Origin of the sequence: Pseudomonas sp. RIT-PI-q, assembly GCF_001297125.1 — a bacterium.
Taxonomy (GTDB): Bacteria; Pseudomonadota; Gammaproteobacteria; order Pseudomonadales; family Pseudomonadaceae; genus Aquipseudomonas.
Genome location: NZ_LHPC01000028.1, coordinates 82605 through 106846, shown reverse-complemented (window position 1 = coordinate 106846; position 24242 = coordinate 82605). Strand labels below are relative to the sequence as shown.

The following is a 24242-nucleotide window of genomic DNA, read 5'->3' as shown; positions in this document are numbered from 1 at the left end:
CCTGTAGGAGCGAGCTTGCTCGCGATGGAGGTTAACGATGACGCGGGTTTTCTGGTTGAACGCGGCGCCCTCAAGTCCATCGCGAGCAAGCTCGCTCCTACAGGGGTTTCATATTCCACAGGGAGCATCGCGCCATGAGTTTCACTTCGTTGCATTGGGGCGCGTACCGCCCGCAGGTTGTCGACGGAAAACTGCGAGCCATGGTCCCGGTGGAGTGGGACCCGGATCCGTCGCCCATCGGTGCCTCGATTCCCGAGGCCATTACCTCGCCGACGCGGATCCTGCGGCCGGCGGTGCGGCGCAGTTTTCTCGCCGAACCCGGCGCTCACCCCGAGCTGCGCGGTCAGGAGCCCTTCGTCGAAGTGTCGTGGGACGTCGCGCTGGACCTGGTCGCCCGGGAGCTGAAACGGGTCAAGGCCGAGCAGGGCAATCAGGCTATTTTCGGCGGCAGCTACGGCTGGGGCAGTGCCGGGCGTTTCCACCATGCGCAGAGTCAATTGCACCGCTTCCTCAATCTGTTCGGCGGCTACGTGTTCAGCATGGACAGTTACAGCCTGGGCGCTGGACGGGTGCTGATGCCGCACATCGTCGGCAACATGGATTGGCTGCTGGCGGCGCATACCTCATGGAAAAACCTCGCGCAGCATTGCCAACTGTTCGTTGCCTTTGGTGGTCTGCCGGCGAAAAACGCCCAGACCAGCCCCGGTGGCGCCAGTGAGCATCTGTTGTCCCGCGCGCTGGAGGACATGTCCGAGGCCGGCGTGCAGTTCGTCAACGTCAGTCCCTTGCGCGACGACCTGACCGGGCCGAAAAACATTCAATGGTTGCCGGTTCGCCCCGGCAGCGACACCGCGCTGATGATGGCGTTGTCCTACGTGCTGGTCAGTGAAGGCTTGCACAACGAGGACTTCGTTCAGCGCTACACCGTCGGCTATGAGCGGTTTCGCGAGTACCTGCTCGGTCATGTCGACGGCCAGCCCAAAGACCCATTGTGGGCGCAGGCACTGACCGACATACCGGCGCAGCACATCACCGACCTGGCGCGGCGCATGGCCAGTCAGCGGACCATGATCAACATCGCCTATTCCCTGCAGCGTTCGGTGCACGGCGAACAGCCGTTCTGGATGACCGTGACCCTGGCTGCGCTGCTCGGGCAGATCGGTTTGCCGGGCGGTGGTTTCGGTTTGGGTTATGGCTGCATGAACAACACCGGCAGCGGTCGCAAAGCGTTTTCCGGGCCGCGCTTTTCCCAAGGGGTCAATCCGGTCAAGGATTTCATTCCGGTGGCGCGGGTGACCGACATGCTGCTCAACCCCGGCGCGCCCTTCGACTACAACGGCAAGCAATTGCATTACCCGGACATACGCCTGGTGTATTGGGCGGGCGGCAACATCTTCCATCACCATCAGGACCTCAACCGTTTGCTGGAAGCCTGGAAGCGTCCTGAAACTATCGTTGTCCATGAGCAGTTCTGGACCGCCCAGGCGAAGTACGCGGACATCGTCCTGCCGGCAACCACAGCCCTGGAGCGCAACGACATCGGCAGCTCGGCGTCGGATCGCTTCATGATCGCGATGCAGCAGGCAATCGAGCCGGTGGGTGAATCACGGGATGACTATTCGATCCTCGCGGAGATCTCCGCCCGCCTCGGTTTCGCCGAAGCCTTCACCGAAGGTCGCGATGCCGAGGCTTGGTTGCGTTTTACCTATGATGAGTCCCGGGGCAGGGCGCAGGAACATGGGATCGAGCTGCCGGACTACGACACGTTCTGGCGCGATGGATTGTTCGAGATTGCCTATCCCGAGACCGATACCGTGTTGCTCAAATCCTTCCGCGAAGACCCGGCCGCGAACCCGCTGCCAACCCCTCCGGGACGCATCGAAATCTCCCCCGAGCGCACCGCCAGTTTTGGCTACCCCGACTGCCCCGGACCCCCGGTATGGCTGGACAAACCGCCATCAGCCTCCCCGCTACAGCTGATTCCCAACCAACCGAAACCCCGCCTGCACAGTCAGTACGATCACGGCGCCTACAGCCGGGCCTCGAAGATCCAGCAGCGTGAACCGTTGACCCTCAACCCCGATGACGCGCGCGCCCGGGGCATTGTCGAGGGTGATGCGGTCAAGGTATTCAACGAGCGCGGCGCCTTCCTGGCCGGGGTGATTGTCTCGGACGGGATCCGCCCCGGTGTCGTGCAAATCGCCACCGGGGCCTGGTTCGATCCGCGGGGGCATGGCGAGCGAAACAGCCTGGAAAAACCCGGCAACCCGAACATGATCACCGCCGATATCGGTTCGTCGAGCCTGTCCCAGGGCTGCTCGGCGCAAACCGCTTCGGTGGAGATCGAGAAGTGGGATCAGGCGTTGCCAGCCGTCACGGCGTTCGAGCCACCGGCGATGGTTTGAGGGGGAAACCGCCTGGGTCCTACCGAAAGCACGCAATTTTTTTGTATGCGTTGATTGAATATAAAAACTGAATAACAATTACCGTTTTTTATAATTAGGTTAGATCAACAAAGCATTTCACAAGCGTATGACCAACGCATAAGGTCGTCCTCCACAGGTCAGCAGTGCTGCCATCTTCGGGGGAATATCCAGATGTCCACGTCACCACGACAACTCAAGTTCGGCGCCATCCTCACCGGCGTCGGGACCGCTCAGAATGAATGGCTGCACCCGGAAATACCCGGCGATGCGAGCATCGATATCGACTGGTATCGCCAGCAGGCGCAGCAAGCCGAGGCGGCAAAGTTTGATTTGATCTTCATTGTCGACAGCCCCTACATCACCCCGGATTCGGCACCGCATTTTCTCAATCGCCTGGAGCCCCTGACGTTGTTGTCCGCCGTGGCCGGCGCAACGTCGAAGATCGGGCTGGTCGCGACACTGACGACGTCCTATACCGAACCGTTCAACGTGGCCCGGCAATTCGCTTCGCTGGACCTGATCAGCGGCGGTCGGGCGGGCTGGAATGTGGTCACCACCGGGCTTGAGGGCGCTGCCGGGAATTTCGGGCGCGAGCAGCACATCGACCATACCGAGCGCTATCGTCGGGCCGGTGAGCACCTGCAAGTGGTGCAAGGGTTGTGGGACTCCTACGAAGACGACGCCTTCGTGCGCGACAAGCAGAGCCGGGTCTTTCTCGACCCGCAACGCCAGCACCGTCTCGATCACCAGGGTGAGTTCTTTTCGGTCACCGGGCCGTTGAACATCGCGCGGTCGGCGCAGGGCCAACCGGTGATTTTCCAGGCCGGGATTTCCGAATCCGGGCGCAACCTGGCGGCGAATTTTGCGGAGGGCATCTTCGCCGGCGTGGATAATTTCGAAGACGCCCGCGCCTACTACCAGGACATCAAGCAACGCACCGCCGCGGCCGGGCGCAACCCTGACCACGTGACCATTCTGCCGGGCATCGCGCCGATCATTGCCGACACCGACGAACAGGCCCAGGCCATTGATCGCGAGCGCAACGGCGAATTGGATCTGCACAAGGCGCTGGTGCAACTGGGGCGTCCGTTCAACTATCACGACTTCTCCCAATACCCGCTCGACGAACCCTTCCCGGACCTGGGCGACTTGGGCAGCAATGGCTATCGCGGTCATGCCGAACACATCAAGCACGTCGCTCGCGAACAAGGGCTGACGTTGCGCCAGGCAGCCTTGCGGTTTGCCGCACCGTTTTCGAATTTTGTCGGTTCGCCGAAGACCGTCGCCGACGAGATCGAACGCTGGTTCGTCGAAGGCGCTGTCGACGGGTTCAATATTCGCGTGGGTGCACCGGGCGAGTTTGCCCGCTTCACGGACTTAGTCCTGCCATTGCTGCGTGAGCGGGGGTTGTTCCGCAGTGAGTACAGCCACAGCACGTTGCGCGGTCACCTGGGGTTGCCGGTGCCGGTCAATCGCCACAGTGCCGCCCGCACTGCGCAGGTGGCAACCGTCACTGAACCTTTGCAAGCGGCGAGCGCATAAAACTCGCGTTGCCGCCCGACCTTGTAGGAGCACAGCTTGCTGGCGAAGGCGATTTCAAGGACGCCTTCGCCAGCAAGCTGTGCTCCTACAGAAGCAAGAGCGGGAGCGATCGCCCTCGCCACACTACCTTTATGAGCATGATGCATGTCGGCAAGTCGGCCTTTTGATTATCGGGTGCCGGCGATTGCCGGTTGTGCGTTATTTATGGAGCTGCTGGACGCCACTGCCGTCCTCACCGTTCTGCCGCAAATGGCCGAGGACTTTGGCGAACCCGCGCTGCGGATGAATCTGGTGGTCTCGCTGTACCTGTTGGCGGCAGCGGTGTTCGTGCCCGCGAGTGGCTGGGCGGCGGATCGCTTCGGGCCGCGACGGGTGTTTCTGGCGGCCATCGGGTTGTTCACCTGCGCCTCACTGGCGTGCGCCTTGTCCGGTTCGTTGTTGCAGCTGTCGCTGGCGCGGTTGGCCCAAGGGGCGGGCGGCGCAATGATGGTGCCGGTGGGGCAGGTAATATTGCTGCGCTGGTCGTCACGGGACAATCTGCTGCGGGCCATGGCCTTTCTGACTGCGCCGGCGTTGCTCGGGCCGGTGATCGGGCCACCGCTGGGCGGTCTGCTGGTGACCTTTGCCTCGTGGCACTGGATCTTTCTGATCAATCTGCCGATCGGGATGTTGGGGCTGTGGTTGGTGTGGCGCTTCATTCCCGATTACCCGCCCGGCGAGGCGGGCAGGCTGGGTGGCAAGGGGGTGCTGCTCAGCGCTGGCGGTCTGGCGTGTCTGGTGTTCGCGTTCGAAGCGCTGGGCCACGGCTTGCTGGCGCCGCTGCCGATCGCTGTACTGGTGCTGGCCGGCACGCTGTTCGCCTGGCTCTACGTGGGCCATGCGCGGCGCTGTGCACGGCCGCTGATCGACCTGACGCTGTTGCGCATTCCGACGTTTTCCATCGCTATCTGGGGCGGCAACCTGTTTCGGCTGGGCAGCGGCGCCTTGCCGTTCCTGTTGGTGTTGCTGTTTCAACTGGGTTTTGGCCTCAGTCCGCTGGCCGCAGGGTTACTCACGTTTGCCGGTGGTGCCGGGGCGCTGGCGATCAAGTTCCTGGCGGCGCCTATTGTCCAGCGTTTCGGTTTCCGCCAAACACTGATCGGCAATGCATTGCTGGGTGGGCTGTCAGTCGCTGTGTGCGCGGTATTTCAGGGGGCCACGCCGTATTGGCTGGTCATTGCCCTGTTGTTCCTCGGTGGGCTGGCGCGTTCGCTGCAGATGAGCACCCTCGGCGCGCTGACGTATGCCGACGTGCCGCCGGCGCTGTCGAGCCGGGCCAGCAGCCTGGCGGCCATGTCCATGCAACTGAGCCTGAGTTTGTCAGTGGGGCTGGCCGCTACGTTCCTGGGGCTGGTGCAGCGCTGGCGTGGCCACGGCCAGGTGACGGTCGACGACATCACGCTGGTGCTGCTGTTGTGCGGGGTGATCTGCGGATCGTCACTGTTGCTCTTTCGGCATTTGCGCGCAGGCGCAGGCGCTGGGCTGTACAAGGTGGTCGAGCGCCAATAAAAATGCAAATAACTGATAAATATTTTGTAAATCATTAATAAAAATAATTATTAACTTATAACTATTAAGACTTTTACAGAAGTTTTTTAGACGAATATCTTCGCTTCAAGAGATCTTTCTCTGACGACAACTCGACCCGACCCCTCGCACGGTGGAGGAGAGCCAAGACCTGACCCACCTGCGAGGGCGCCTGATCATGAACACCTGACCTCATTTCTTTTGCTGGCGCGCACGGCTCCCGACGGATGTCCCGCTGCCGATTTCAGCACCTATCACTCTCGCGATTCCCCGTGTCGGCGCCGTCCGTGCCAGGGCGTCGTTCGCCTTTGAAATACAGCTCGCCCGTCGAGTTCCTGATCAGAGTCTGCCCGAATGAGTTATGCCAAGCGTTTTCCCCAAAGCATCTACACGCTGCCTTCCGACAACAATCGCCTGACCCTGGGCGGTGTTCCCAAGCACGACGATCTGTTGCTGGAACGCCTGCATCGCAAGCAACGCCTCGCCGCGGCGTACCGCTTGTTCGCCCGTTATGGCTATGAGGTCGGTGTGGCCGGGCATTTCACCGCTCGTGATCCGATCCATCCCGAGCAGTTCTGGATCAATCCGCTCGGTGTGCCGTTCTCGCAAATCACCGTTTCGCATTTGCTGCGCGTCGATAGCGACGGCCAGGTGGTGGAGGGTGAGGGGCTGCTCAACACCAGCGCCCTTGAGTTGCACCATGATTTGCAACAAGCCCGCCCGGAAGTCGTCGGCATTGCCCACCTGCATGCGTTCCATGGTCGGGTGTGGTCGTCGCTGGGACGTCTGTTCGACCCGATTACTGCCGAGGCCGGGGCCTTTGAGGACGACCAGGTGTTCTTCTGGCGCCACGATCTGCGCACGGCCAGCGGTGCACTGGAGCAGGACCGCGACATCGTCAGCCAAGCGTTCGTCGAGACCTTTGCCGACAACAATCTGCTGATCTGGCAGAACCATGGCCTGTGGGTCACGGGTGAGACGGTGGAGAGCGCGGCCTGGCGTTTCATCATTGCCGAAGACAGCGCCCGCGCCCATTTGCTGGCGCAGTCGGCAGGCACGCCGTTGATTCCCCAGGCGGATTCGCCAGAGGGAGCAAAAGACAAGGCGCGTCACGAGTTTTTCGGTTGGCTCAACTTCCTGCCGCTGTGGGATCTGATCCGCACCGAAGAGCCCGATCTGCTCGACTGAGGAGTTGGCCATGCACACGCTCTCTCGTCGGCAACTGCTGCGCGCCACCGGTGTCCTGGCGGCCGGAACGCTACTCGATGCCAAAGCGGCCTCCGGGCCATTGCGGGTGTGGCGCTACAAAGGCATGGCCGCTTCATTTCTGGCCGACGCCGGGCAGGCGGACACGCCTTACCCCGTGGAGTGGGTGGATATCAGCGGCGGCAACCTGGTGCTCGAGGCCTTGAGCAGCGGCCACCTGGACTACGCCTTCATGAGCGAGATCCCGCCGATTTTTGCCTCGATTGCCAACGTGCCGCTGGCGCTGGTCGCCGTCTACAAAGGCGACAACAACGACAGCGGCATCGTGGTCAAGAAAGGCTCGGGGATTCGCAGCGTCGCCGATCTGAAGGGCAAGACCATCAGCTATGTGCGGGCCACCAACACCCATTACTTCGTGCTCAACATGTTGCGCCAGAACGGCTTGTCCCTGGCCGATGTGAAGGCGGTGCCGTTGCCGGTACAGGATGCCTTGACTGCCTTTCGCAATGGTCACATCGACGCCCTGGCGACGGGCGGGATCAGTGCCTTGCAGGCCGCGAGCCAGATGGACGGCGTGTTGCTGGAAAACGTCAGCCGCTACTACTCCGGCAACTACGTGATCGCGACCACCGCGCAGGCGCTGGCCGACCCGCAGCGCCGCAGCCAGATCGGCGACTTTTTGCAGCGCGAGAAGGCCACTTGGGAGTGGGTCAACAGCCATCCCGAGCGCTGGGCGCAACGCAGCGAAGCGCTGACCGGGATCGACCGCGCGCTGTACCTGCGCCAGTTCCAGCAGCGTAGCCAGCCGGCCCGCCTGATCGGTATCGACGACAGCGCCATTGCCTCGCAGCAGCAGGTTGCGGACCTGTTCCATGAAAACCGCCTGATCAGCCAGAGCGTCGATGTACGACCGCTGTGGCGCAACGACTTCAACCCTATTCTGAACAGTTGATATCCATGAAATCGAACGCTTATGTCTCGACGCTGCAACTCGCCCCACTGGTGTTTGCAGGCTTTTCCTTGCTGCCAGTCTATGCGGCTACCGACGACACCCTCGACACGGTGATTGTCACCGGATCGCGCGGCAGTGAGGCGCGAACGGTCACCAGCAGCCCTTCGCCGATCGATGTGATCAGCGCGCAACAACTGGAAAAAACCGGTGCCAACAGCTTGCGCACGGCGTTGCAGAAAACCCTGCCGTCGTTTTCGCAACGCCCCTCGGGGACTTCCAACGACAGCATCGCCAGACCGTACAGCCTGCGCGGCCTGAACGGTTCCAACGTGCTGGTGCTGGTCAATGGCAAGCGCCGTCACAACAGTGCGGTGATCAACCTCGACTCCACGGCCGCCTACGGCACCAACCCGGTCGACCTGGACATGATCCCGATCAGCGCCATCGACCATATCGAGGTGCTGCGCGACGGTGCATCGGCGCAATACGGTTCGGACGCGATCGCCGGGGTGATCAACATCATCCTCAAGCAGAACGACAGTGGCGGTTCGGCCAGTACCTCCTATGGCGAGTACACCAAAGGTGACGGAGGCACCATTCGCCAGACCCTGAACAAAGGCTTCGAGTTGCCTAACGACGGTTTCTTCAACGTCTCGCTGGACGCCAAATCCCAGCAGACGGCGGTGCGTGCGCGTGACGCCACCGGCTCGTTCTACTACCGACAACCCGATGGTTCTGCCGACCCGCGAGAGGCCACGGCCGACAAGTCGGTGCAGAAAAACGGCCTGCCGAAAATCAAGGCGCTGGGGGTGGCTTACAACGGCGAACTGCCGCTGGATGATGTGACCCTTTATTCATTCTCGACGCTGACCAGACGCGATGCGCGGGGAGGGCAGAATTTCCGCCGGCCCAATTCCACCAATATCATTCCCGAGATCTACCCCGACGGTACGGCGCCGTTCTACACCCTCGACGAGACCGACTACCAGGTGGCCGGCGGCGCCAAGGGCCTGGTGGCTGACTGGAACTGGGACTTGAGCTCGACCTTCGGCCGCGACAAGGGGCAGGCCGGTGCCGACGAAACCCTCAATGCCTCCCTGGGGCCGTCGAGCCCGACGCACTTCGACAGCTACACCAATTATTTTGACCAGTGGACCAACAACCTCGACCTGACCCGCGCGTTTGAAGTCGGCTTGTCCAAACCGATGCAAGTGTCCGCCGGCCTTGAGCATCGGCATGAACGCTACAAGACCGAGTCGGATGATCCGCTGTCGTTCATCAACGGCGGCTACGTCTACCCCAGCGGTCCGTTGCAAGGCCAGCCAGCGGCGGTCGGCGCTCAGGGCGCAATCACCCTCACCCCGGACGACGCAGGCCAGGCCAGCCGCAACAGCTATGCGACGTATGTGGATGTCGGGCTCAACCCGACCGAGAAGTTTTATGTTGGCGTGGCCGGTCGCTTCGAGAGTTATGACGACAGCTCCGGCAACACCACCAGCGGTAAGCTGTCGCTGCGCTATGACTTCACGCCTGAGTTCGCGATTCGCGGCACCTTGAGCAACGGTTTCCGCGCGCCGTCATTGTCGCAATCGGTGTATGCACAGACCGCCAACCAATACACCACCGTCAATGGTGTCCCGCAGTTCGTCGAGGCCAAATCAGTGCGGGTCGACTCACCCTTGGCCAAGGCGCTGGGCGCCGAAGACCTGAGCCCGGAAAAGTCGCGCAACATCAGCGTCGGCTTTGCCTATAAGCCGCTGCCGGAAGCCAACATCACCCTCGACGCCTATCAAATCGAAATCAAGGACCGCATCGCCCAGACCGGTTTCCTGTTTGGCAACGGCGTGGACCAGATCCTGGTGGCCAACGGTTTTCGGCCCGGTTACCGGGTGAAGTATTTCACCAACGCGGCGGACACCACCACCCGTGGCGTCGACCTGGTCACGGACTACCGCGTCGACTACGGCGCCTTGGGCAACGTCAAATATGGCGTGGCCTTCAACTACAACAAAACCGACATCGACAGCATCAAATCGACACCGGCCGCGTTGACCGCCGCCGGCACCAACCTGGAACTGTTCGACCGGGTGGCCCAGGGTTACCTGACGGTGGCCAACCCCAAGACCAAGCTGATCCTTAGCGCCAACTGGAAAATCGACAAGTTCGACATCAATGCCTCCGTCAGTCGCTACGACAAGGTCATCGCCCGGGATGTGAACCCGGATTTCGATGTGACCTATGGCGCCAAATGGCTCACCGACCTGGAAGTCGCCTACGACCTGACCGACAGCCTGAACCTGGCGGTGGGCGCGAACAACCTGTTCAACGTCAAGGCCGACAACAACGCCTACCCCAACGGCGATATCAACGGTTTTCCGAAGTTCGGCAGCATCTCGCCGTTCGATCCCTACGGTGGCTTTTGGTACACCCGCGTGAGTTACAACTTCTGATGAGGACCCCGACATGAGCCATAACGACAGACAAATCATTCTGGGTGCCTTCATTCCCAGCGCCGGGATACAGGGCTCCAGCTGGCGTCACCCGACGGCCGCCAGCGACTCGTTCCGCGATTTCGAACACTATCGCGCGATTGCCGAAAAGCTTGAAGCGGCGCGCTTTCATGCGTTGTTCTTCAACGACACGGTGAATGTCGATCTCGATCCGCTGGCACTCGCCAACGGTCCCAACAGCGTGCGCTGGGACCCGTTGGTGCTGCTTCCGGCGCTGGCGTTGGCGACCCGTCATATCGGCCTGATCGCCACCGCCAGCACCACCTATAACGAACCGTTCAACATCGCCCGCAAGTTCGCCTCCATCGATCACCTGAGCGGCGGTCGCGTGGGCTGGAACCTGGTGACGTCGCTGGGCGGCGGGGAAAACTTCAACCTCGACGCGCACATCAAACACGCGGATCGCTATGAGCGGGCCGAGGAGTTCTACGACGTGGTCACGGGGCTCTGGGACAGCTGGGAAGACGATGCGTTTATCCAGGACAAACAGTCCGGTCGCTGGCTCGATGTCGACAAACTGCATGTGCTCAATCATCACGGCAAGTACTTCCAGGTGCAGGGACCGCTGAACGCGGCGCGCCCGGTGCAGGGCTACCCGGTGATCGCCCAGGCCGGTTCTTCGGATTCCGGCAAACGCCTGGCGGCGAGGGCCGGCGAACTGATTTTCACCGCTCAACATACGGTCGAGCAGGGGCAGGCGTTTTATCGTGAAATCAAGCAAAGCGCCCAGCGTCTGGGGCGCAACCCCGACCACCTGAAGGTCCTGCCGGGCGTCTCCACGATAGTCGGTAAAACCCAGGCCGAGGCGCAGGCTAAATATGACCAGTTGCAGGAGCTGCAAGACCCGAAATCGTTCCTCAGTTCGATCTCGCGTTTTACCAGCCTGGGCTTCGACCTGTCCGAGTTGCCGTTCGATTCACTGGTGCCGCTGCCGCCCGAGCAGTTCGACACCAACACCCACAAAAGCCGGCAGAAACTGGTGTTTGACCTGATCCGCAGGGAACGTCCGACGGTGCGCCAGCTGTTCAACAAACTCACCGCTGGCGGCCACCGTATTTTGATCGGCACCCCGCAAAGCATTGCCGACGACTTTCAGGAGTGGTTCGAGAACGGCGCGGCTGACGGGTTCAACGTGATGTTTTCCGGCTTGCAGCAGGGCATTAGCGATTTCGCCGATGGCGTGGTGCCTGAGTTGCAACGGCGCGGGCTGTTCCGTCGTGAATACCAGGGCAACACCTTGCGCGAAAACCTTGGCTTGCCTTACATCGCCAACCGCCACGCCGGCCAGAACCTCCAGCCGCTCAAAGAGGTTCAATCATGAGTGAGCGGAGCCGTTGGCTGCATCTGTCGGCGCCACTGCTGGCGCTGATGCTGGGGGCTTGTGGTGATCCGCAGGGCAGCGCGCCCCGCGCGGTGGCGTCCGCACCGCAGCACGGTGGCACGCTGCGGGTCGCGCTGGAAGGTGACCCGCAATGCGTTGATCCACAGCAGGCCGGTAACAACACGGCACTCAATGTCGGGCGGCAACTGGTCGATTCGCTGACCGATCAGGACCCGCTCAACGGTGCGATCGTGCCGTGGCTGGCACAGCGCTGGGAGGTCGATCCCGACTCTCGGCGTTTCACCTTTTTCTTGCGTGAGGGCGCCACGTTCAGTGACGGCACAGCGCTTGACTCGGCGGCGGTCAAGGCCAACTTCGAAGGCATCGTCGCCCTTGGCGCGCGCTCGATTCTGGGGGCTACGTACCTGGCCGGCCTCAAAGGCATCGAGACGCCGGACAGCCACACCGTGGTGGTCGAGTTCGAGCAGCCGAACGCGCAGTTTCTCCAGGCAACCTCGACCATGACGTTGGGCCTGCTGTCCAGGGCGACCCTTGGCCTGGCGGCCGGTGAACGTTGCCAGGGGCAGCTGATTGGCTCGGGTCCGTTTGTGCTGAAGTCTTTCGTGCACAACCAGAGTGTCTCGTTCCAGCGGCGCGATGATTACAACTGGGGGTCGTCGCTGGCGGCGCACAGTGGCAAAGCCTGGCTCGACGGCATCGAGTTCCTGATCATTCCCGAATCCGGTGTACGGCTCGGTAGCCTGGCGTCCGGGCAGATCGATGTGAACACCGGCGTCGCTCCGCAGGATGAGCAAAGCCTCGCCAGCCAGGGCCTGGTGCTGTTGACCCGGGCCAACCCCGGCGTGGTGTACAACCTGGCGCTGAATGAGTCGACGCCGCTGTTTGCCGATATCAAGGTGCGTCAGGCGCTGAACAAGGCGATCGATCGGGCCGAACTGCAAAGCATCATTTCCCGCTACCAGAAACCCGCCAGCGCCCTGGTCGCCAGTAGCACGCCGTTCTATCGGGATTACTCCAGCCTTCTGACCTACGACCCGGATGCCGCCCGGCGCCTGCTCGATGAAGCCGGTTGGCAACCGGGCGCGGACGGGGTCCGCAGCAAGGACGGCCAGCGCCTGTCGTTTCGTCTTGATTACTGGCAACCGACACCGATTCTCGAACTGGTCCAGCAACAACTGAAACGGGTGGGGATCGACCTGCGCCTGAACAAATCGACCCTCAGCCAGGTGACTGCGCTACAGGCCAGCGGTGACTTCAGCCTGCGCTTTCTCAACCTGACGCGCGCCGATCCGGATGTGCTGCGCACGCTGTTCGATGCGGCGGGCTACAACATCAACCAGCGAAAACCGGCTGAGGTCGACCGACTGCTGCGCGAGTCCGCCGAGACCCTGGACAGTGGCAAGCGCCAGACCTTGATCGACCAGGCCAGTGAATGGCTGTTGCGCGACGGGCATGCCATTGCGCTGATTGAACTGGCCACCGTCATGGCCCACGGCAAAGCAGTGCAAGGCCTGCATTACGAAGCCTCGTCGCGGTTGCAGTTCTTCGACACCTGGTTGCAGCCATGAGGGCCGAGCGATGAGTGATGCTTTATTGGCCGCGAGCCCGGCCGCCGCGCGACGCCGCAGTCCGGGGCTCTGGCGCTATCTGCTGGCCCGCGCCTGGCAGGCCGTGTTGGTGCTGTGGGCGGCGTTCAGTGTGTCGTTCCTGATTCTCTATGCGCTGCCCAGCGATCCGGTGAGCATCATGCTCAATCAAAGTGGCGAGCAGAGCACGGTCAACCAGCAGCAGGTCGATGCGCTGCGTGCGCAATATCATCTCGATGAACCCTTGGCGGTGCAGTACGGCATTGCCCTGTGGCGAGCCGTGCAGCTGGATTTTGGCAATTCGATCCAGAGTGGCCAGCCGGTTTCGCGGTCGTTGGCCGACGCGTTGCCGGCGACGGCTGCACTGACGTTCCTGGCGCTGACGGTGGCCTTGGTGGCGGGCATGGGCCTGGCCTTGGGCGCCAGTCTGACGCGCAGAGCCTGGTTGCGCGATCTGTTGCTGGGGCTACCGGCCGTGGCCGTGTCACTGCCGACTTTTTGGGTCGGACTGCTGCTGTTGCAGTGGTTCTCCTTCGGCTGGCACTGGTTTCCGGCGATGGGCAATCAGGGACTGGCCTCGCTGGTGCTGCCGGCCCTGACGCTGGCCATTCCCACCAGCGCCGTGATCGCCCAGGTACTGGCGCGGTCGTTGGCGGCGACCTGGCGCCAGCCTTTCGTTGAAGCCTTGCGGGCAAAGGGGCTTGGCCCGCTGCGGTTGTTGCTGGTGCATGTCCTGCACAACGCGGTGATTCCGATTCTGAGCGTGTCCGGGGTGATTGTCGGTTCGCTGCTGGCGGGTTCGGTGGTGACGGAAACCGTGTTCTCCCGTGAAGGCGTCGGGCGCCTGGCACAAGCGGCGGTCAGCAGCCAGGACATCCCGATGGTGCAGGGCGTGGTGCTGTTGGCGGCGTTGATTTTCATCGTCGTCAACTTGCTGGTGGACCTGTTGTATCCGCTGCTTGATCCGCGTATTCGCGCCAACGCCACAGGAGCCAGACGATGAGTGGTGGACTGATTGATACGCTGCCCACTGCACGCCAGACGCCCTGGCGCGCGGGCTGGCGGGCCACGCTGCTGCGCGTGTTGCGCCGGCGGCCGTTGTTGCCGCTGGGGTTGTTGGTGTTGCTGCTGGTCGTGAGCTGGGCGCTCTGGCCGCACCTGTTCAGCCATTTCGATCCACTGCTCGGCGTCCCGGCCAGCGCATTGCAGGGACCGTCGCTGGAGCATTGGTTTGGCACTGATCATCTGGGACGCGATCTCTACAGCCGCACGGTGCATGGCGCGGCCCTGTCGTTGCGCGCGACCTTGCTGGCGGTGGTGATCGCCTTGTTCAGCGGCATCGCGCTGGGTGTGCTGGCGGGATTTTTTGGCGGCTGGGTCGATGCTGTGTTGATGCGCCTGGTGGAAATCCTGATGGCGATTCCAGCGCTGCTGCTGGCCATGGCAGTGATCACCGTGCTGGGCTTTGGCACCTTGAACATTGCCCTCGCGGTCGGCTTGTCGTCCGTTGCGACGTTCGCGCGGCTGGTCCGCGGCGAAGTGCTGCGCTGGAACGCCAGCACCTTTGTCGAAGCCGCGTCAGCCTGCGGTGTGGGGCCGTGGACCATCATCTTCAGGCACATCCTGCCGCACGCGACCGCGCCGGTATTGGCGTTGGCCGCCCTGGAGTTTGGCAGCGCAGTGCTGTCGGTGTCGGCCTTGAGTTTTCTCGGTTTCGGCGCACCGCCGCCGCAACCAGAGTGGGGGTTGCTGGTGTCGGAAGGACGCAACTACATGGTGTCCGCCTGGGGGTACACCAGTTTGCCGGGGCTGGTGGTGGCGGCGGTGGGGGTGTCGGCCAATCAATTGGCCAGGGCTTTACAGGATGATCAAGGAGCACGTGGATGAATCGGCAACAGGACGTTTTGTTGGACGTGCGGGATCTGCGTATCGCGTATCAGGGACGCGAAGGGCGGACCGAAGGCGTGGCGGGCATCAGTTTCCAGCTGCAAGCCGGAGAAATACTGGCGATTGTCGGCGAGTCCGGCTCGGGCAAGTCGACCACGGCAGCGGCGCTGGTGGGGTTGCTCGCCGCTAACGCGCGGATCGAAGCGGGCAGCATCCGCCTGGCGGGTCAGGAGCTGACGCAGGCCAGTGAGCGCCAGTGGCAATCGATTCGCGGGCGCCGTGTCGGCTTCGTCCCCCAGGACCCGGGGTTGTCACTCGATCCGGTCAAGCGCATCGGCAGCCAACTGATTGAAGCCCTGACCCTGCACGGTGTGCCGAAAGCGCTGGCTCGTGAGCGCAGCCTGGACCTGCTGCGCGAGGTCGGTCTGGCGGATGCCGAACGCGTGGTGCGCGGCTATCCGCATCAGCTCTCGGGCGGCATGCGCCAGCGTGTGTTGATCGCCATTGCCCTGGCCAACGATCCGCCGCTGATTATCGCGGATGAGCCCACCAGCGCACTGGATGTCGGCGTGCAGCGGCAAATTCTCGATCGCCTGCAAGCGCTGGCCCGCGAGCGTGGGACCGCCGTGTTGCTGATCACCCATGACCTGGGTGTGGCGCTTGATCGCGCCGATCGGCTGTTGGTGATGCATCAGGGGCGTATCGTCGAGGCCGGCGATGCCCGGCGGATTTTCCAGGCGCCGCAACACGCCTACACGCGACAATTGCTCAGCGCCGCACCGAGCCTGACCGTGCAACAACGGCGCGCGCCGACAGCGGTGCAGCAGGCTGATGCGCTGTTGGTGGTGCGGGATCTGAGTAGAGACTTTTCGACCTGGCGCAACCCGGGGCCCGCGGCGGTCGACGGGGTTTCCTTTCATTTACCCCGTCGGGGCACCACCAGCCTGGTGGGCGAGTCGGGTTCGGGCAAGTCCACCACTGCGCGGTTGATCCTCGGTCTTGAGCGGCCTGATGCAGGGAGCGTTGTGTTTGACGGTCAGGAGATCAGCAAGGTGTCGCAGCGTGAGTGGCTGGCCCTGCGTCGACGGATTCAGGTGGTCTATCAGAATCCTTATGCGTCGCTCAATCCGCGCTTGAGCCTGGAGCAGATTATTTGTGAGCCGCTGCAAGCCTTTGCAGTCGGGGATGGGGGTTGGCGACGACAACAAGCGGCGATCTTGCTGGAGCAAGTTGAGCTGCCGGCACGGTTACTCGGCAGTCGTCCCTCTGAATTGTCCGGGGGCCAGCGCCAGCGTGTGGCGATTGCCCGGGCGCTGGCGCTGGAACCGGAACTGTTGGTGCTCGATGAGCCTTTGTCGGCGCTGGATGCTTCGGTTCAGGGGCAGATTTTGAAGTTGCTGGGGGAGCTGCAGGCGAGGCTCGGTTTGAGTTATCTGTTTATCTCTCACGATTTGGCCGTGGTCCGGCAGATATCCGATCAGGTGGTGGTGATGCAGGCGGGGCGAGTGGTGGAGCAGGGGGCTTGCGAACAGATTTTCCAGTCTCCTTGCAGTGACTACACACGAAGTCTGTTGGCGGATATCCCGGGGCGACGGCACAGCCTCGAAGCCTCCGGCCAGCCCTTCGAACTGGCCGCCGCACAAGCATAAGCAGCATCTGAAACCCCGTACCCCTGTAGGAGCTGGCTTGCCAGCGAAGCGACTCCCATGCACCACGTTTACCCGATTGAAACGCGTCTTCGTTAACGTCCTTCGCTGGCAAGCCAGCTCCTACAGGGGATGGGTGGGCACAGATGGTCAGGTGTGCTGCCGATGGCTGCGATTTTTGATCCGACGCGACACCTGAAAACCACCGCGCCCCTGTAGGCGCTGGCTTGCCAGCGAAGCACTCCCATGCACCACGTTTACCCGGTTGGAACGCGTCATCGTTAACGTCCATCGCTGGCAAGCCAGCTCCTACAGGGATTGGTGGCCGCCGATACCTGGCGGCACAATCAAAACGCGTATTGCACGCGGCTGTAGTAATAACCACCGGTGAAGCCGAACGGTGAATAGCTGCCCCAGTTGTCGCCAAACGAGGAATTGGGAACACCAATATGGTCAGGGTATTTGTCGAACAGGTTTTGTGCGCCGACAGCGACGGTCAGTTGTTTGGTGAGCGCATACGCCACGTCGAGGTCAGTAATCCACTTGGCCGAATACTCGCGATCCAGGCTCGAATCGCTCGAACTGTTGACCTCGGTGTACGTGCCATAACGGGTCAGCCGCAGGTTGACGTCGAAGTCGTGGATCGCCCAATCAGCGGAGAAGATCATCTTGCTGCTCGGCGAGGTCTTGGTGATCAGTGCTCGCGACTGGCGCCCGAGCAACTGAAAGTTGCTGCCCACAGCCGTGAGTTGCGACGGGGTTTCGTTGACGCTGAGGATTTGCGTGTGGTTGTAGTTTAGCGCCGCGGTCCAGCGTACCGAACCGAACTGGTTCAGGTTCTGCTGGTAGTTACCGACCACATCGACCCCTGAGGTACGGGTGTTGGCGCCGTTGGTGAAATACTGTGCCCCGGCCGTGGCGGGCACGCCGATGCTGTCGAGCAGGGCAGCAACGCCTGGCCCCTGGAAGCGTTCGCTGAGCACCAGGCGGTCGCGCAGGTTGATCACGTAGCCGTCGACGGTCAGGCTCAGGTCGTCACTGGGGGGCAGGGCGAAACCGAGGCTGAAGTTGGTCGAGCGTTCCGGTTTCAGCGCGCTGGCACCGAGCGCCTGGGCGCCTGCCGAGTCCACCGGCAGGATCACGTAGTTGTAGGACTGGTAGACGCCATTGATGGTGTCGAACCCGGTCGAGCGCGCGGTGAAGATCTCGTTGGCCAGCGACGGTGCGCGAAAGCCATTGCTGATGGTGCCGCGCACCGAGAACACCGGGTTGAACTCGTAGCGGGTGCTGAGCTTGCCGCTGCGGGTCCCACCGACACCTTCGTTGTAGTGCTCGTAGCGCGCAGCGACGCCGAAGTACCACTGCTCAACGGGATAGAAACCCAGGTCGATGTAGCTGGCGACGCTGTTGCGACTGACTTTCTGCGCATCGTCAGGGGTAATGCCATTGGTGACCTGGGCCCCCGGATCAGGCCGTTGCCCGGCACGCGGATGGCCGGCCGGGAATACGTAGCCGCCATCGATATACGAGGCTTCGGAGCCGGCGCGGGTCTCGTAGCTTTCACGCCGATGCTCGAAACCGAAGGCCACATCCAGGGGTTTGGCCAGACCGATCTCGTAGCTGTTTTTCAAATCCAGGTTGCTGGTCAACTGGTCGGCGATGTAAATGCCGGAGGTGAACTTGTTCGGGGTGTTTTCGCCCAGCGACGGATTCTGGTTGTCGTAGGTGCGTTGCTTGGCGTAGTTGCGCCCGTAGGTGCTGCTCAGGTCCCAGGCCCAACTGCCGATGCCGATGTTGTCGCCCTTGGCGCCGAACGCTGACTGGAAGTCGGTTTCGTTGACCAGCCAGTAAGGGCTGTAGCCGTCGGGAAAACCGTTGGGGCCAGTGGTGATGGTGTTTCGGCCGCTGGGCAGGCGGAAGTTCTGGCCATCATTGTTCTCTCGCGTGGCCACGGTCGAGAACGAGTACAGCGTGACGGCATCATTGAGCGGCAGGTCGAGGTTGTAGGCGGCATCGGCCAACTGGCTGCGCGGCAAACCATAGCCTTTGTAGGTGTGATGGCTGGCGCTGGCCTCGCGCGGATCGGGCGAACCGTCGGCCAGTGGATAGTAGTGCGAGCTGTAGCCGTTGCTGCCGGCCTTGTTGTCGCGTTCCTGATAGCGGGTGTCGAGCGAGAGGTTGAGCACGCCGGCTTCACCGACTTCAAAACCATAGTTGATCGCCTCTTGCCCGGTCCCGCGTTTACCGTCGTAGCCCTGGCCAAGGGTGGTGTCGGAACTGCCGCCAGTGGTCTGCTTGAGGATGATGTTAATCACCCCGGAAATCGCGTCCGAACCGTATTGGGCGGCCGCGCCGTCTCGCAACACCTCGATGTGATCGATGGACGCCACCGGGATCAGGTCGAGGTCGCTCGGCGCGGCGCCGCTGTTGATCCCGTTGATGTTCAGCGTGGCGCTGGTGTGTCGGCGTTTGCCGTTGACCAGCACCAACACGTGGGAGGCGGTCAGCCCGCGCAGCGTGGCCGAGCGCACCACGCCGCTGGCATCCCAGCCGGCGCGGTCGGGCAGGTTGAAGGAGGGGATGAATTTACTCAGCGCCTCCAGCAGGCTCGGTTTACCTACTGATCGCAGTTGCTCGCCGGTGACCACATCGATCGGGGTCGGGCTGGTAGTGACGGTGCGTTGTTCGGTGCCACGGTTGCCGGTGACGACCACCGTGTTGAGGGTCGGTGAACTGGTTTCAGCGGCGTCGATGCTGAATGACGCGAGACCGCAGGCAATCGACAAGGGCAGTAATAATGGGCGGTACGTCGGCGCTAAACGGCGCTCTGGGTGATTGAACATAAACGTGAAGCTCCTGAATGTCGGGTGATGTCCATTTCACTTCTTGCGCGCGGCGACGGCCTCGATTTCCACCAGGCCACCGGGCAGCGGCAGGGCCACCACTTGCACGGCGGTGCGCGCCGGTTTGTTCGGTTGCGCGCTACTGCCGAAGAACGGTGTGTAGCCCTCTTGCAGCCCGGCGAAGTCGAGCTTGCCGCCCTTGGCCGGATCACCCACCAGGAACACTCGAAGCTGCACCACATCGCCTAACCCCAGACCCTGGCTTTCCAGTACGCCTTTGAGCTTGTTCAGAATCGAAGTGGTCTGGGTCGCGGTATCACCGTAGGCGGCAAAGGAATCCTTCGGTGCTTTCGGGTCGTGCAGGTCGGCGAGCAGGCCGCTGACGAACAGCAAGTCGGTTTGCGCCGGCACCGACACCGCCAGTGAAATCGGGAAGTTCGAGTTGGGCAGGGCGACGCGTTTGATCTCGTCGGCGTGGCTGCTGAGTACGGTCGCGGTCATGAGAAATCCTGTGAGCAAAGTGATGGCTTTCATCGGTCAGTCCTTTAATTGAAAAGTGTCAGGGGTGATCAACCTGTAGGAGCGAGCTTGCTCGCGAAGGCGGTGTGTCAGGCGACATCAATGTTGACTGTGCTGCCGCTTTCGCGAGCAAGCTCGCTCCCACAGGGATTGCGCTTAACTGACTGGCATCAGGCAGCAACGCCCGGTTGATGGCGTTCGGCATGCCGGCCAATCAGTGCAACGATGCGTCGCGCCGAGTCGGCGGCGCTGTTCTGCCAGATGCCGACGCCGCCGTGAGCGAGGGCATCGCTGGCCAGATACGTGCGGCCCTGCGGTTCGTTGAGAATTTGGTAGGCGCTCTCGCCGACCTCGTCGTTGACGATCCACGGGCCTTTGCTGAAGGGCACCTTGGACCAGTTGATCGCCACCGGTTTTTGCAGCTTGGCGCTGTAGCCGGGGTGCAGCAGTTCAACGGCTTGGCGGGAAGAGGCGAACTGTTCGGCGAGGGATTTTTTGCTGAAGGCCTGGGCCGATTCGCTGGTGTTGTATGCGGCAACCAGAATGCCTTGGGCACTGTTGAGGCGATCGCTGGGATACCACAAGCCTTTGACTTCATGGTCGAGGTAGGAGAGCCCGCCGTAGATATTGAAGTCGGTTTCCCAGAATCGCGGTGACTGCCAGGCCACCTTGTTGGCCTGATCGCTTTGCGCGCTGAGAATGGCTTGCTTGAACGGTGCGCTGAAGTTGCTCGGCAGTTTGGCCAGCAGCGGCAGGGGCACGGTGACGATGGCGTAATCGGCGTTCAGGGTTTGCGTGGTGCCGGTCTTGCGATCGCGGTAAGTGATGCGACTGCCATTTTCCGAGGTCTGGATGTCGCTGACTTCGGCGTTGAAGCGCACCGCGTCCTTGAGCTTCTCGTAGAAGGCATAGGGAATCCGGTCCATGCCACCGACCGGCTGGAACATGGTCGAGGAGAACTCCGGAATCTCATCGAACACCAAGGCGCCCCACAGCTTGGGATTGAGCAGCGTTTGCAGTTCCAGCGGCGCGCGGGTGACACCGGTTTGATCGCCCGCACCGGGCACACGGTCGTAACCCGAGCGCACCGAACCCTTATATTTGAAGTCGGCATTGAGGTCGCCGTAGACCTTGAGGAAATTCAGCAATGCCTGGCGGTCGTCGGCGCTCAAGTCCTGGTCGAGGGCTTTGCGGCTGACGGTGCGCGCCAGCAGTTCGGACAGCTGGCCGCGGGTGTCGTTGACCGCCTGGCGTAACTGGAAGGCCGGCTTTTTCGGGTCCGGCAAGGCCAATGCGTTGCGGCTGCTGTTGACCAGCACTTGCAACTCGACGCCCAACTCGCGGCAGTAACCGAGGATCGTCTGGTGATGGCTGGGAATGCGCGCGGGCCCGGCGTTGAAAAACTGCCCGTCATCGAAGTCGACGGTCTGGCTGACGCCATCGTCGAAATCGATTTTGCTGCCGCGACGCAACGTCCAGTTGCGCCCGCCAACCCGCTCGCGGGCTTCGAGAATGGTCACCGTGAAGCCGGCCTTGCGCAGCTCATAGGCACTGACCAGCCCGGAAATCCCGGCGCCGACCACCACCACATTTTTGCCTTTGCCACTGCTGCCCAGTTGCAGCGGGTTGAAACTCGAGGCCACCGCCTGAGGCGTCAGCCCCAGCGCGGAGAGGGCGCTGACTGCGGCGGAATAGCCACCGACGGCGGCAATACGGGAAATCAGTTCCCTGCGAGTGAAAGCCATAATGGTGCTCCTTGTGTGTTTACCTTGAACCCCCGTAGGAGCTGCCGAAGGCTGCGATCTTTTGATCTTTTCCCTGAGGCGACGCGTTGTCTGAACGGGCGCCAGAATCAAAAGATCGCAGCCTTCGGCAGCTCCTACCGGGAGGTTCGTGACCATCAAAGGTGTGTCGTTGTTTTTGCGGTTAAAGGTCGTAGCGCACCGACAACAGGACGGTGCGCGGGTCGTTGATCGAGTAGAAACGAGCACCACTGGAAGGCACGTAGCCGACCGATTGCGGGTAGGCGCGATCGAGCAGGTTTTTCACCGCGAGGGTGGTCGTCCAGTGACCGTCGCTGGAGAGGTAGCGGGTGTTGGCGTTCCAGAAGGTCTGCTGGGGGATTTCCTGGACGTCGTCGTTTAGCGCATTGGCAAAGGACTTGGTCTGGAACTGCGCATCGGTGCCGGCCAGCCAGACGCCGGGCAATCCGGCCGGGATCGTGTAGTTGAGGCCGACGCTGGCGTTCCAGCGTGGCGAGAACACCAGCTGTTTGCCGTTGGCATCGACACCGGCGCCGCTGGCATTTTCGAAGTCGTCGTACTGGCTTTGCAGGTAGCCAACGTTGGCGGTCAGTTGCAGATCGTTGGTCAGCGCGCTCAGGGTTTCCAGTTCGACACCGTAGGTGTGCGCCTGGCCGACGTTGGTCCGCAGGCTGACACCCAGCGCCGGGTCGTAGGCGTTGGTTTGCAGGTCTTTGTAGTCGTTGTAGAACAGCGCAAGGTTGGCGCGCAGGCGCTGGTCGAAGAAGTCACCCTTGAAGCCGGTTTCCCAGGTGGTCACGTCCTCCGGCGAGAACGCCTGTTCGGCAGCGGCCTGGGTCGGCGCACGGTTGTCGAAGCCACCAGCCTTGAACCCTTTGGCCACGTAGGCGTACTGATTCAGGTGTGGGGTCCAGGCGTATTCGAAGCCGAGTTTCGGGCTGGTCGACTGCCAGGACTTGCTCGAATCGGCGCTGAAGTTGGTCCCGGTGATTTGCCGGTCGGTGGTGATGGCGTAGTTGGTGTAGTCGAAGTTCTTGTGCTCGCGGGTAAAACGCAGCCCGGCGATCAGCGACAGCTGGGGTGTGATTTTGTAACTGCCCTGGCCATACAAGGCGTAGCTCTCGGTGTTGGTCGTGCTGTATTGGCCCTGGCCGATCACCCGATTGCGTGCGACGGAGAACGTCAGGTTGTCGCGGTCGGCGTCGAATTTTTCGTGGTACAGGTACAAGCCGGTGCTGAAGCTGAACTTGTCGTAATCGCCGTTGAGCTGGAACTCCTGGGTGGCGTAGTCCTGCTTGTACAAAATCAGGTTTTGCTGGATCAGCGCCGCCTGGCCCGAGTTGTCGTAGTTCACCGGCTGATGGAACGCCGAATAGGCGGTCACCGATTTAAAGTTCAGGTGATCGTCGATGGCGTAGATCGCGCGCAGCACCGAGCTGCCCTGATCGAGACGGTTCTTTGGGTTGAGGCTGCTGTAACTCTTGAATTTGTCGAAGTGGCCGTCGGCATCAAACGGCGTGTAGCTGGTGGTGTCGCCACGGTCGAACGTACCGGCCAGGGTCAGTTGCACATCCCACGGCGAATCGTCGGGCTTGAAGCGCAACTTGCCGCGATAGGACTGGATGTCGACGTTGTTCACGTCCGAGCCGCGTGTCGGGTTGGAGACGGTGCCGTCTCGGGTCAGGCGAATCGCCGAAAAGCTGCCGAACAATGCGTTGTCCACCAGCGGGCCGCTGATCAGCAAGCGGCCGTTCTGAGCGTTGTAGTTGCCGGCTCCGAGTTCGAAGAAACCACGGGTTTCCTGAGTCGGGTCGCGGGTGATCACACGGATCGCGCCGGCGCTGCTGTTGCGTCCGTAGAGCGTGCCTTGCGGGCCGCGCAGGACTTCGACGCGCTCGACGTCGTTGAAGTCGAGCATTGAGGAAATGGCCCGTGGGATGTACAGGTCATCGGCGTAGACCGCGACGGCCGATTCCTGGATCGGATCGGTCTCACCGATGCCACGAATCCCGTAGGTCTGCGCGCTGTAGGAGATCGACTGACGGCTGAGGGTCAGGTTCGGCACCTGTCCGGAGAGGTCGCGAATGCTTTTGATCTGTTTGTCTTCGAGGGCTTTTTCGTCGAACGCGGAAATCGCCAGCGGGGTTTTTTGCAGGTCTTCGCTGTGGTGTTCAGCGGTGACGGTCACAACCGGCAGGGCACCATCCTTGGTGGTTTCGTCGGCGTGGGCCGACAAGCCGAACATCGCCAGCGATACCGCCAGCGTCAGGCGGTTTGAACGAAAAGTGGTGTGCATGGTGAGCCCCAGGTGTGTCAGTGCGGCGTTGATGTCGTTATGTTTTTTTAGGCAAAGCGTTGCCGGGGCCAGGGTTTGAAAGCCATGGCGATGGCGGCTTGAGCCGGTTTCAGGTTTGGGTGTGGCGGTTGACCGTGGAGTGGTGTCGGCCGGAAAAA

At 62.0% G+C, this 24242-nt stretch carries 15 protein-coding genes; 11 read left to right on the top strand and 4 right to left on the bottom strand.

All coding sequences use genetic code 11. The features are described from left to right. Positions 1-134: 134 nt before the first annotated feature. The 11 genes from AEQ67_RS12925 to AEQ67_RS12875 all read left to right on the top strand — a co-directional run bounded on the left by AEQ67_RS12925 (position 135) and on the right by AEQ67_RS12875 (position 16666). Complete coding sequence (locus AEQ67_RS12925) at positions 135-2405, top strand: molybdopterin guanine dinucleotide-containing S/N-oxide reductase (RefSeq protein WP_059404245.1); 2271 nt, start codon at positions 135-137, stop codon at positions 2403-2405. Between the two features lie 192 nt (positions 2406-2597). Beyond that, the gene (locus AEQ67_RS12920) at positions 2598-3968 is read left to right on the top strand and encodes an LLM class flavin-dependent oxidoreductase (RefSeq protein ID WP_059404244.1); all 1371 of its coding nucleotides are present in this window, start codon (positions 2598-2600) and stop codon (positions 3966-3968) included. A 144-nt stretch (positions 3969-4112) separates the two neighbouring features. Then, positions 4113-5516, top strand: a complete 1404-nt coding sequence (locus AEQ67_RS12915; protein WP_059404243.1) for an MFS transporter — start codon at positions 4113-4115, stop codon at positions 5514-5516. Between the two features lie 372 nt (positions 5517-5888). Continuing rightward, entirely contained in the window at positions 5889-6722 is an 834-nt protein-coding gene (locus tag AEQ67_RS12910) for a class II aldolase/adducin family protein (RefSeq protein WP_059404242.1), read from the top strand. 10 nt (positions 6723-6732) lie between these two features. Continuing rightward, positions 6733-7692, top strand: a complete 960-nt coding sequence (locus tag AEQ67_RS12905) for an ABC transporter substrate-binding protein (protein ID WP_059404241.1) — start codon at positions 6733-6735, stop codon at positions 7690-7692. A 5-nt stretch (positions 7693-7697) separates the two neighbouring features. After that, positions 7698-10142: a TonB-dependent receptor plug domain-containing protein gene (locus AEQ67_RS12900; RefSeq protein WP_059404240.1), complete on the top strand. Its 2445-nt coding sequence runs from the start codon at positions 7698-7700 to the stop codon at positions 10140-10142. 13 nt (positions 10143-10155) lie between these two features. Continuing rightward, positions 10156-11523 (top strand): LLM class flavin-dependent oxidoreductase, encoded by a 1368-nt coding sequence (locus AEQ67_RS12895; protein WP_059404239.1) that lies wholly within the window; start codon positions 10156-10158, stop codon positions 11521-11523. Further along, the gene (locus AEQ67_RS12890) at positions 11520-13112 is read left to right on the top strand and encodes an ABC transporter substrate-binding protein (protein ID WP_059404238.1); all 1593 of its coding nucleotides are present in this window, start codon (positions 11520-11522) and stop codon (positions 13110-13112) included. The genes AEQ67_RS12895 and AEQ67_RS12890 overlap by 4 nt, the downstream gene beginning before the upstream one ends. 10 nt (positions 13113-13122) lie before the next feature. After that, positions 13123-14133 carry an ABC transporter permease gene (locus tag AEQ67_RS12885; RefSeq protein ID WP_059404237.1) on the top strand — a complete coding sequence of 337 codons (1011 nt, stop codon included), beginning with the start codon at positions 13123-13125 and terminating at the stop codon, positions 14131-14133. Beyond that, positions 14130-15017: an ABC transporter permease gene (locus AEQ67_RS12880; RefSeq protein ID WP_082377834.1), complete on the top strand. Its 888-nt coding sequence runs from the start codon at positions 14130-14132 to the stop codon at positions 15015-15017. The genes AEQ67_RS12885 and AEQ67_RS12880 overlap by 4 nt, the downstream gene beginning before the upstream one ends. Continuing rightward, the gene (locus AEQ67_RS12875; RefSeq protein ID WP_059404236.1) at positions 15014-16666 is read left to right on the top strand and encodes a dipeptide ABC transporter ATP-binding protein; all 1653 of its coding nucleotides are present in this window, start codon (positions 15014-15016) and stop codon (positions 16664-16666) included. The genes AEQ67_RS12880 and AEQ67_RS12875 overlap by 4 nt, the downstream gene beginning before the upstream one ends. A 344-nt stretch (positions 16667-17010) precedes the next feature. Here AEQ67_RS12875 and AEQ67_RS12870 read toward each other — a convergent pair whose 3' ends face one another. The 4 genes from AEQ67_RS12870 to AEQ67_RS12855 form a co-directional block, all read right to left on the bottom strand. After that, a complete protein-coding gene (locus AEQ67_RS12870; RefSeq protein WP_059404235.1) occupies positions 17011-19506 on the bottom strand; it encodes a TonB-dependent receptor plug domain-containing protein in 2496 nt (831 codons plus the stop codon). A 36-nt stretch (positions 19507-19542) separates the two neighbouring features. Next, positions 19543-20040: a RidA family protein gene (locus AEQ67_RS12865; protein ID WP_059404234.1), complete on the bottom strand. Its 498-nt coding sequence runs from the start codon at positions 20038-20040 to the stop codon at positions 19543-19545. Between the two features lie 155 nt (positions 20041-20195). Beyond that, positions 20196-21770 carry a flavin monoamine oxidase family protein gene (locus AEQ67_RS12860; protein ID WP_059404233.1) on the bottom strand — a complete coding sequence of 525 codons (1575 nt, stop codon included), beginning with the start codon at positions 21768-21770 and terminating at the stop codon, positions 20196-20198. 181 nt (positions 21771-21951) lie between these two features. Next, positions 21952-24084, bottom strand: a complete 2133-nt coding sequence (locus tag AEQ67_RS12855) for a TonB-dependent receptor (RefSeq protein ID WP_059404232.1) — start codon at positions 24082-24084, stop codon at positions 21952-21954. Between the last annotated feature and the right edge of the window lie 158 nt (positions 24085-24242).

Excerpts from the sequence above, each read along its gene's own strand:
- AEQ67_RS12925 (WP_059404245.1), top strand. The coding sequence starts at position 135 with ATGAGTTTCACTTCGTTGCATTGGGGCGCGTACCGCCCGCAGGTTGTC.
- AEQ67_RS12920 (WP_059404244.1), top strand. The coding sequence starts at position 2,598 with ATGTCCACGTCACCACGACAACTCAAGTTCGGCGCCATCCTCACCGGC.
- AEQ67_RS12915 (WP_059404243.1), top strand. The coding sequence starts at position 4,113 with ATGTCGGCAAGTCGGCCTTTTGATTATCGGGTGCCGGCGATTGCCGGT.
- AEQ67_RS12910 (WP_059404242.1), top strand. The coding sequence starts at position 5,889 with ATGAGTTATGCCAAGCGTTTTCCCCAAAGCATCTACACGCTGCCTTCC.
- AEQ67_RS12905 (WP_059404241.1), top strand. The coding sequence starts at position 6,733 with ATGCACACGCTCTCTCGTCGGCAACTGCTGCGCGCCACCGGTGTCCTG.
- AEQ67_RS12900 (WP_059404240.1), top strand. The coding sequence starts at position 7,698 with ATGAAATCGAACGCTTATGTCTCGACGCTGCAACTCGCCCCACTGGTG.
- AEQ67_RS12895 (WP_059404239.1), top strand. The coding sequence starts at position 10,156 with ATGAGCCATAACGACAGACAAATCATTCTGGGTGCCTTCATTCCCAGC.
- AEQ67_RS12890 (WP_059404238.1), top strand. The coding sequence starts at position 11,520 with ATGAGTGAGCGGAGCCGTTGGCTGCATCTGTCGGCGCCACTGCTGGCG.
- AEQ67_RS12885 (WP_059404237.1), top strand. The coding sequence starts at position 13,123 with ATGAGTGATGCTTTATTGGCCGCGAGCCCGGCCGCCGCGCGACGCCGC.
- AEQ67_RS12880 (WP_082377834.1), top strand. The coding sequence starts at position 14,130 with ATGAGTGGTGGACTGATTGATACGCTGCCCACTGCACGCCAGACGCCC.
- AEQ67_RS12875 (WP_059404236.1), top strand. The coding sequence starts at position 15,014 with ATGAATCGGCAACAGGACGTTTTGTTGGACGTGCGGGATCTGCGTATC.
- AEQ67_RS12870 (WP_059404235.1), bottom strand. The coding sequence starts at position 19,506 with ATGTTCAATCACCCAGAGCGCCGTTTAGCGCCGACGTACCGCCCATTA.
- AEQ67_RS12865 (WP_059404234.1), bottom strand. The coding sequence starts at position 20,040 with ATGAAAGCCATCACTTTGCTCACAGGATTTCTCATGACCGCGACCGTA.
- AEQ67_RS12860 (WP_059404233.1), bottom strand. The coding sequence starts at position 21,770 with ATGGCTTTCACTCGCAGGGAACTGATTTCCCGTATTGCCGCCGTCGGT.
- AEQ67_RS12855 (WP_059404232.1), bottom strand. The coding sequence starts at position 24,084 with ATGCACACCACTTTTCGTTCAAACCGCCTGACGCTGGCGGTATCGCTG.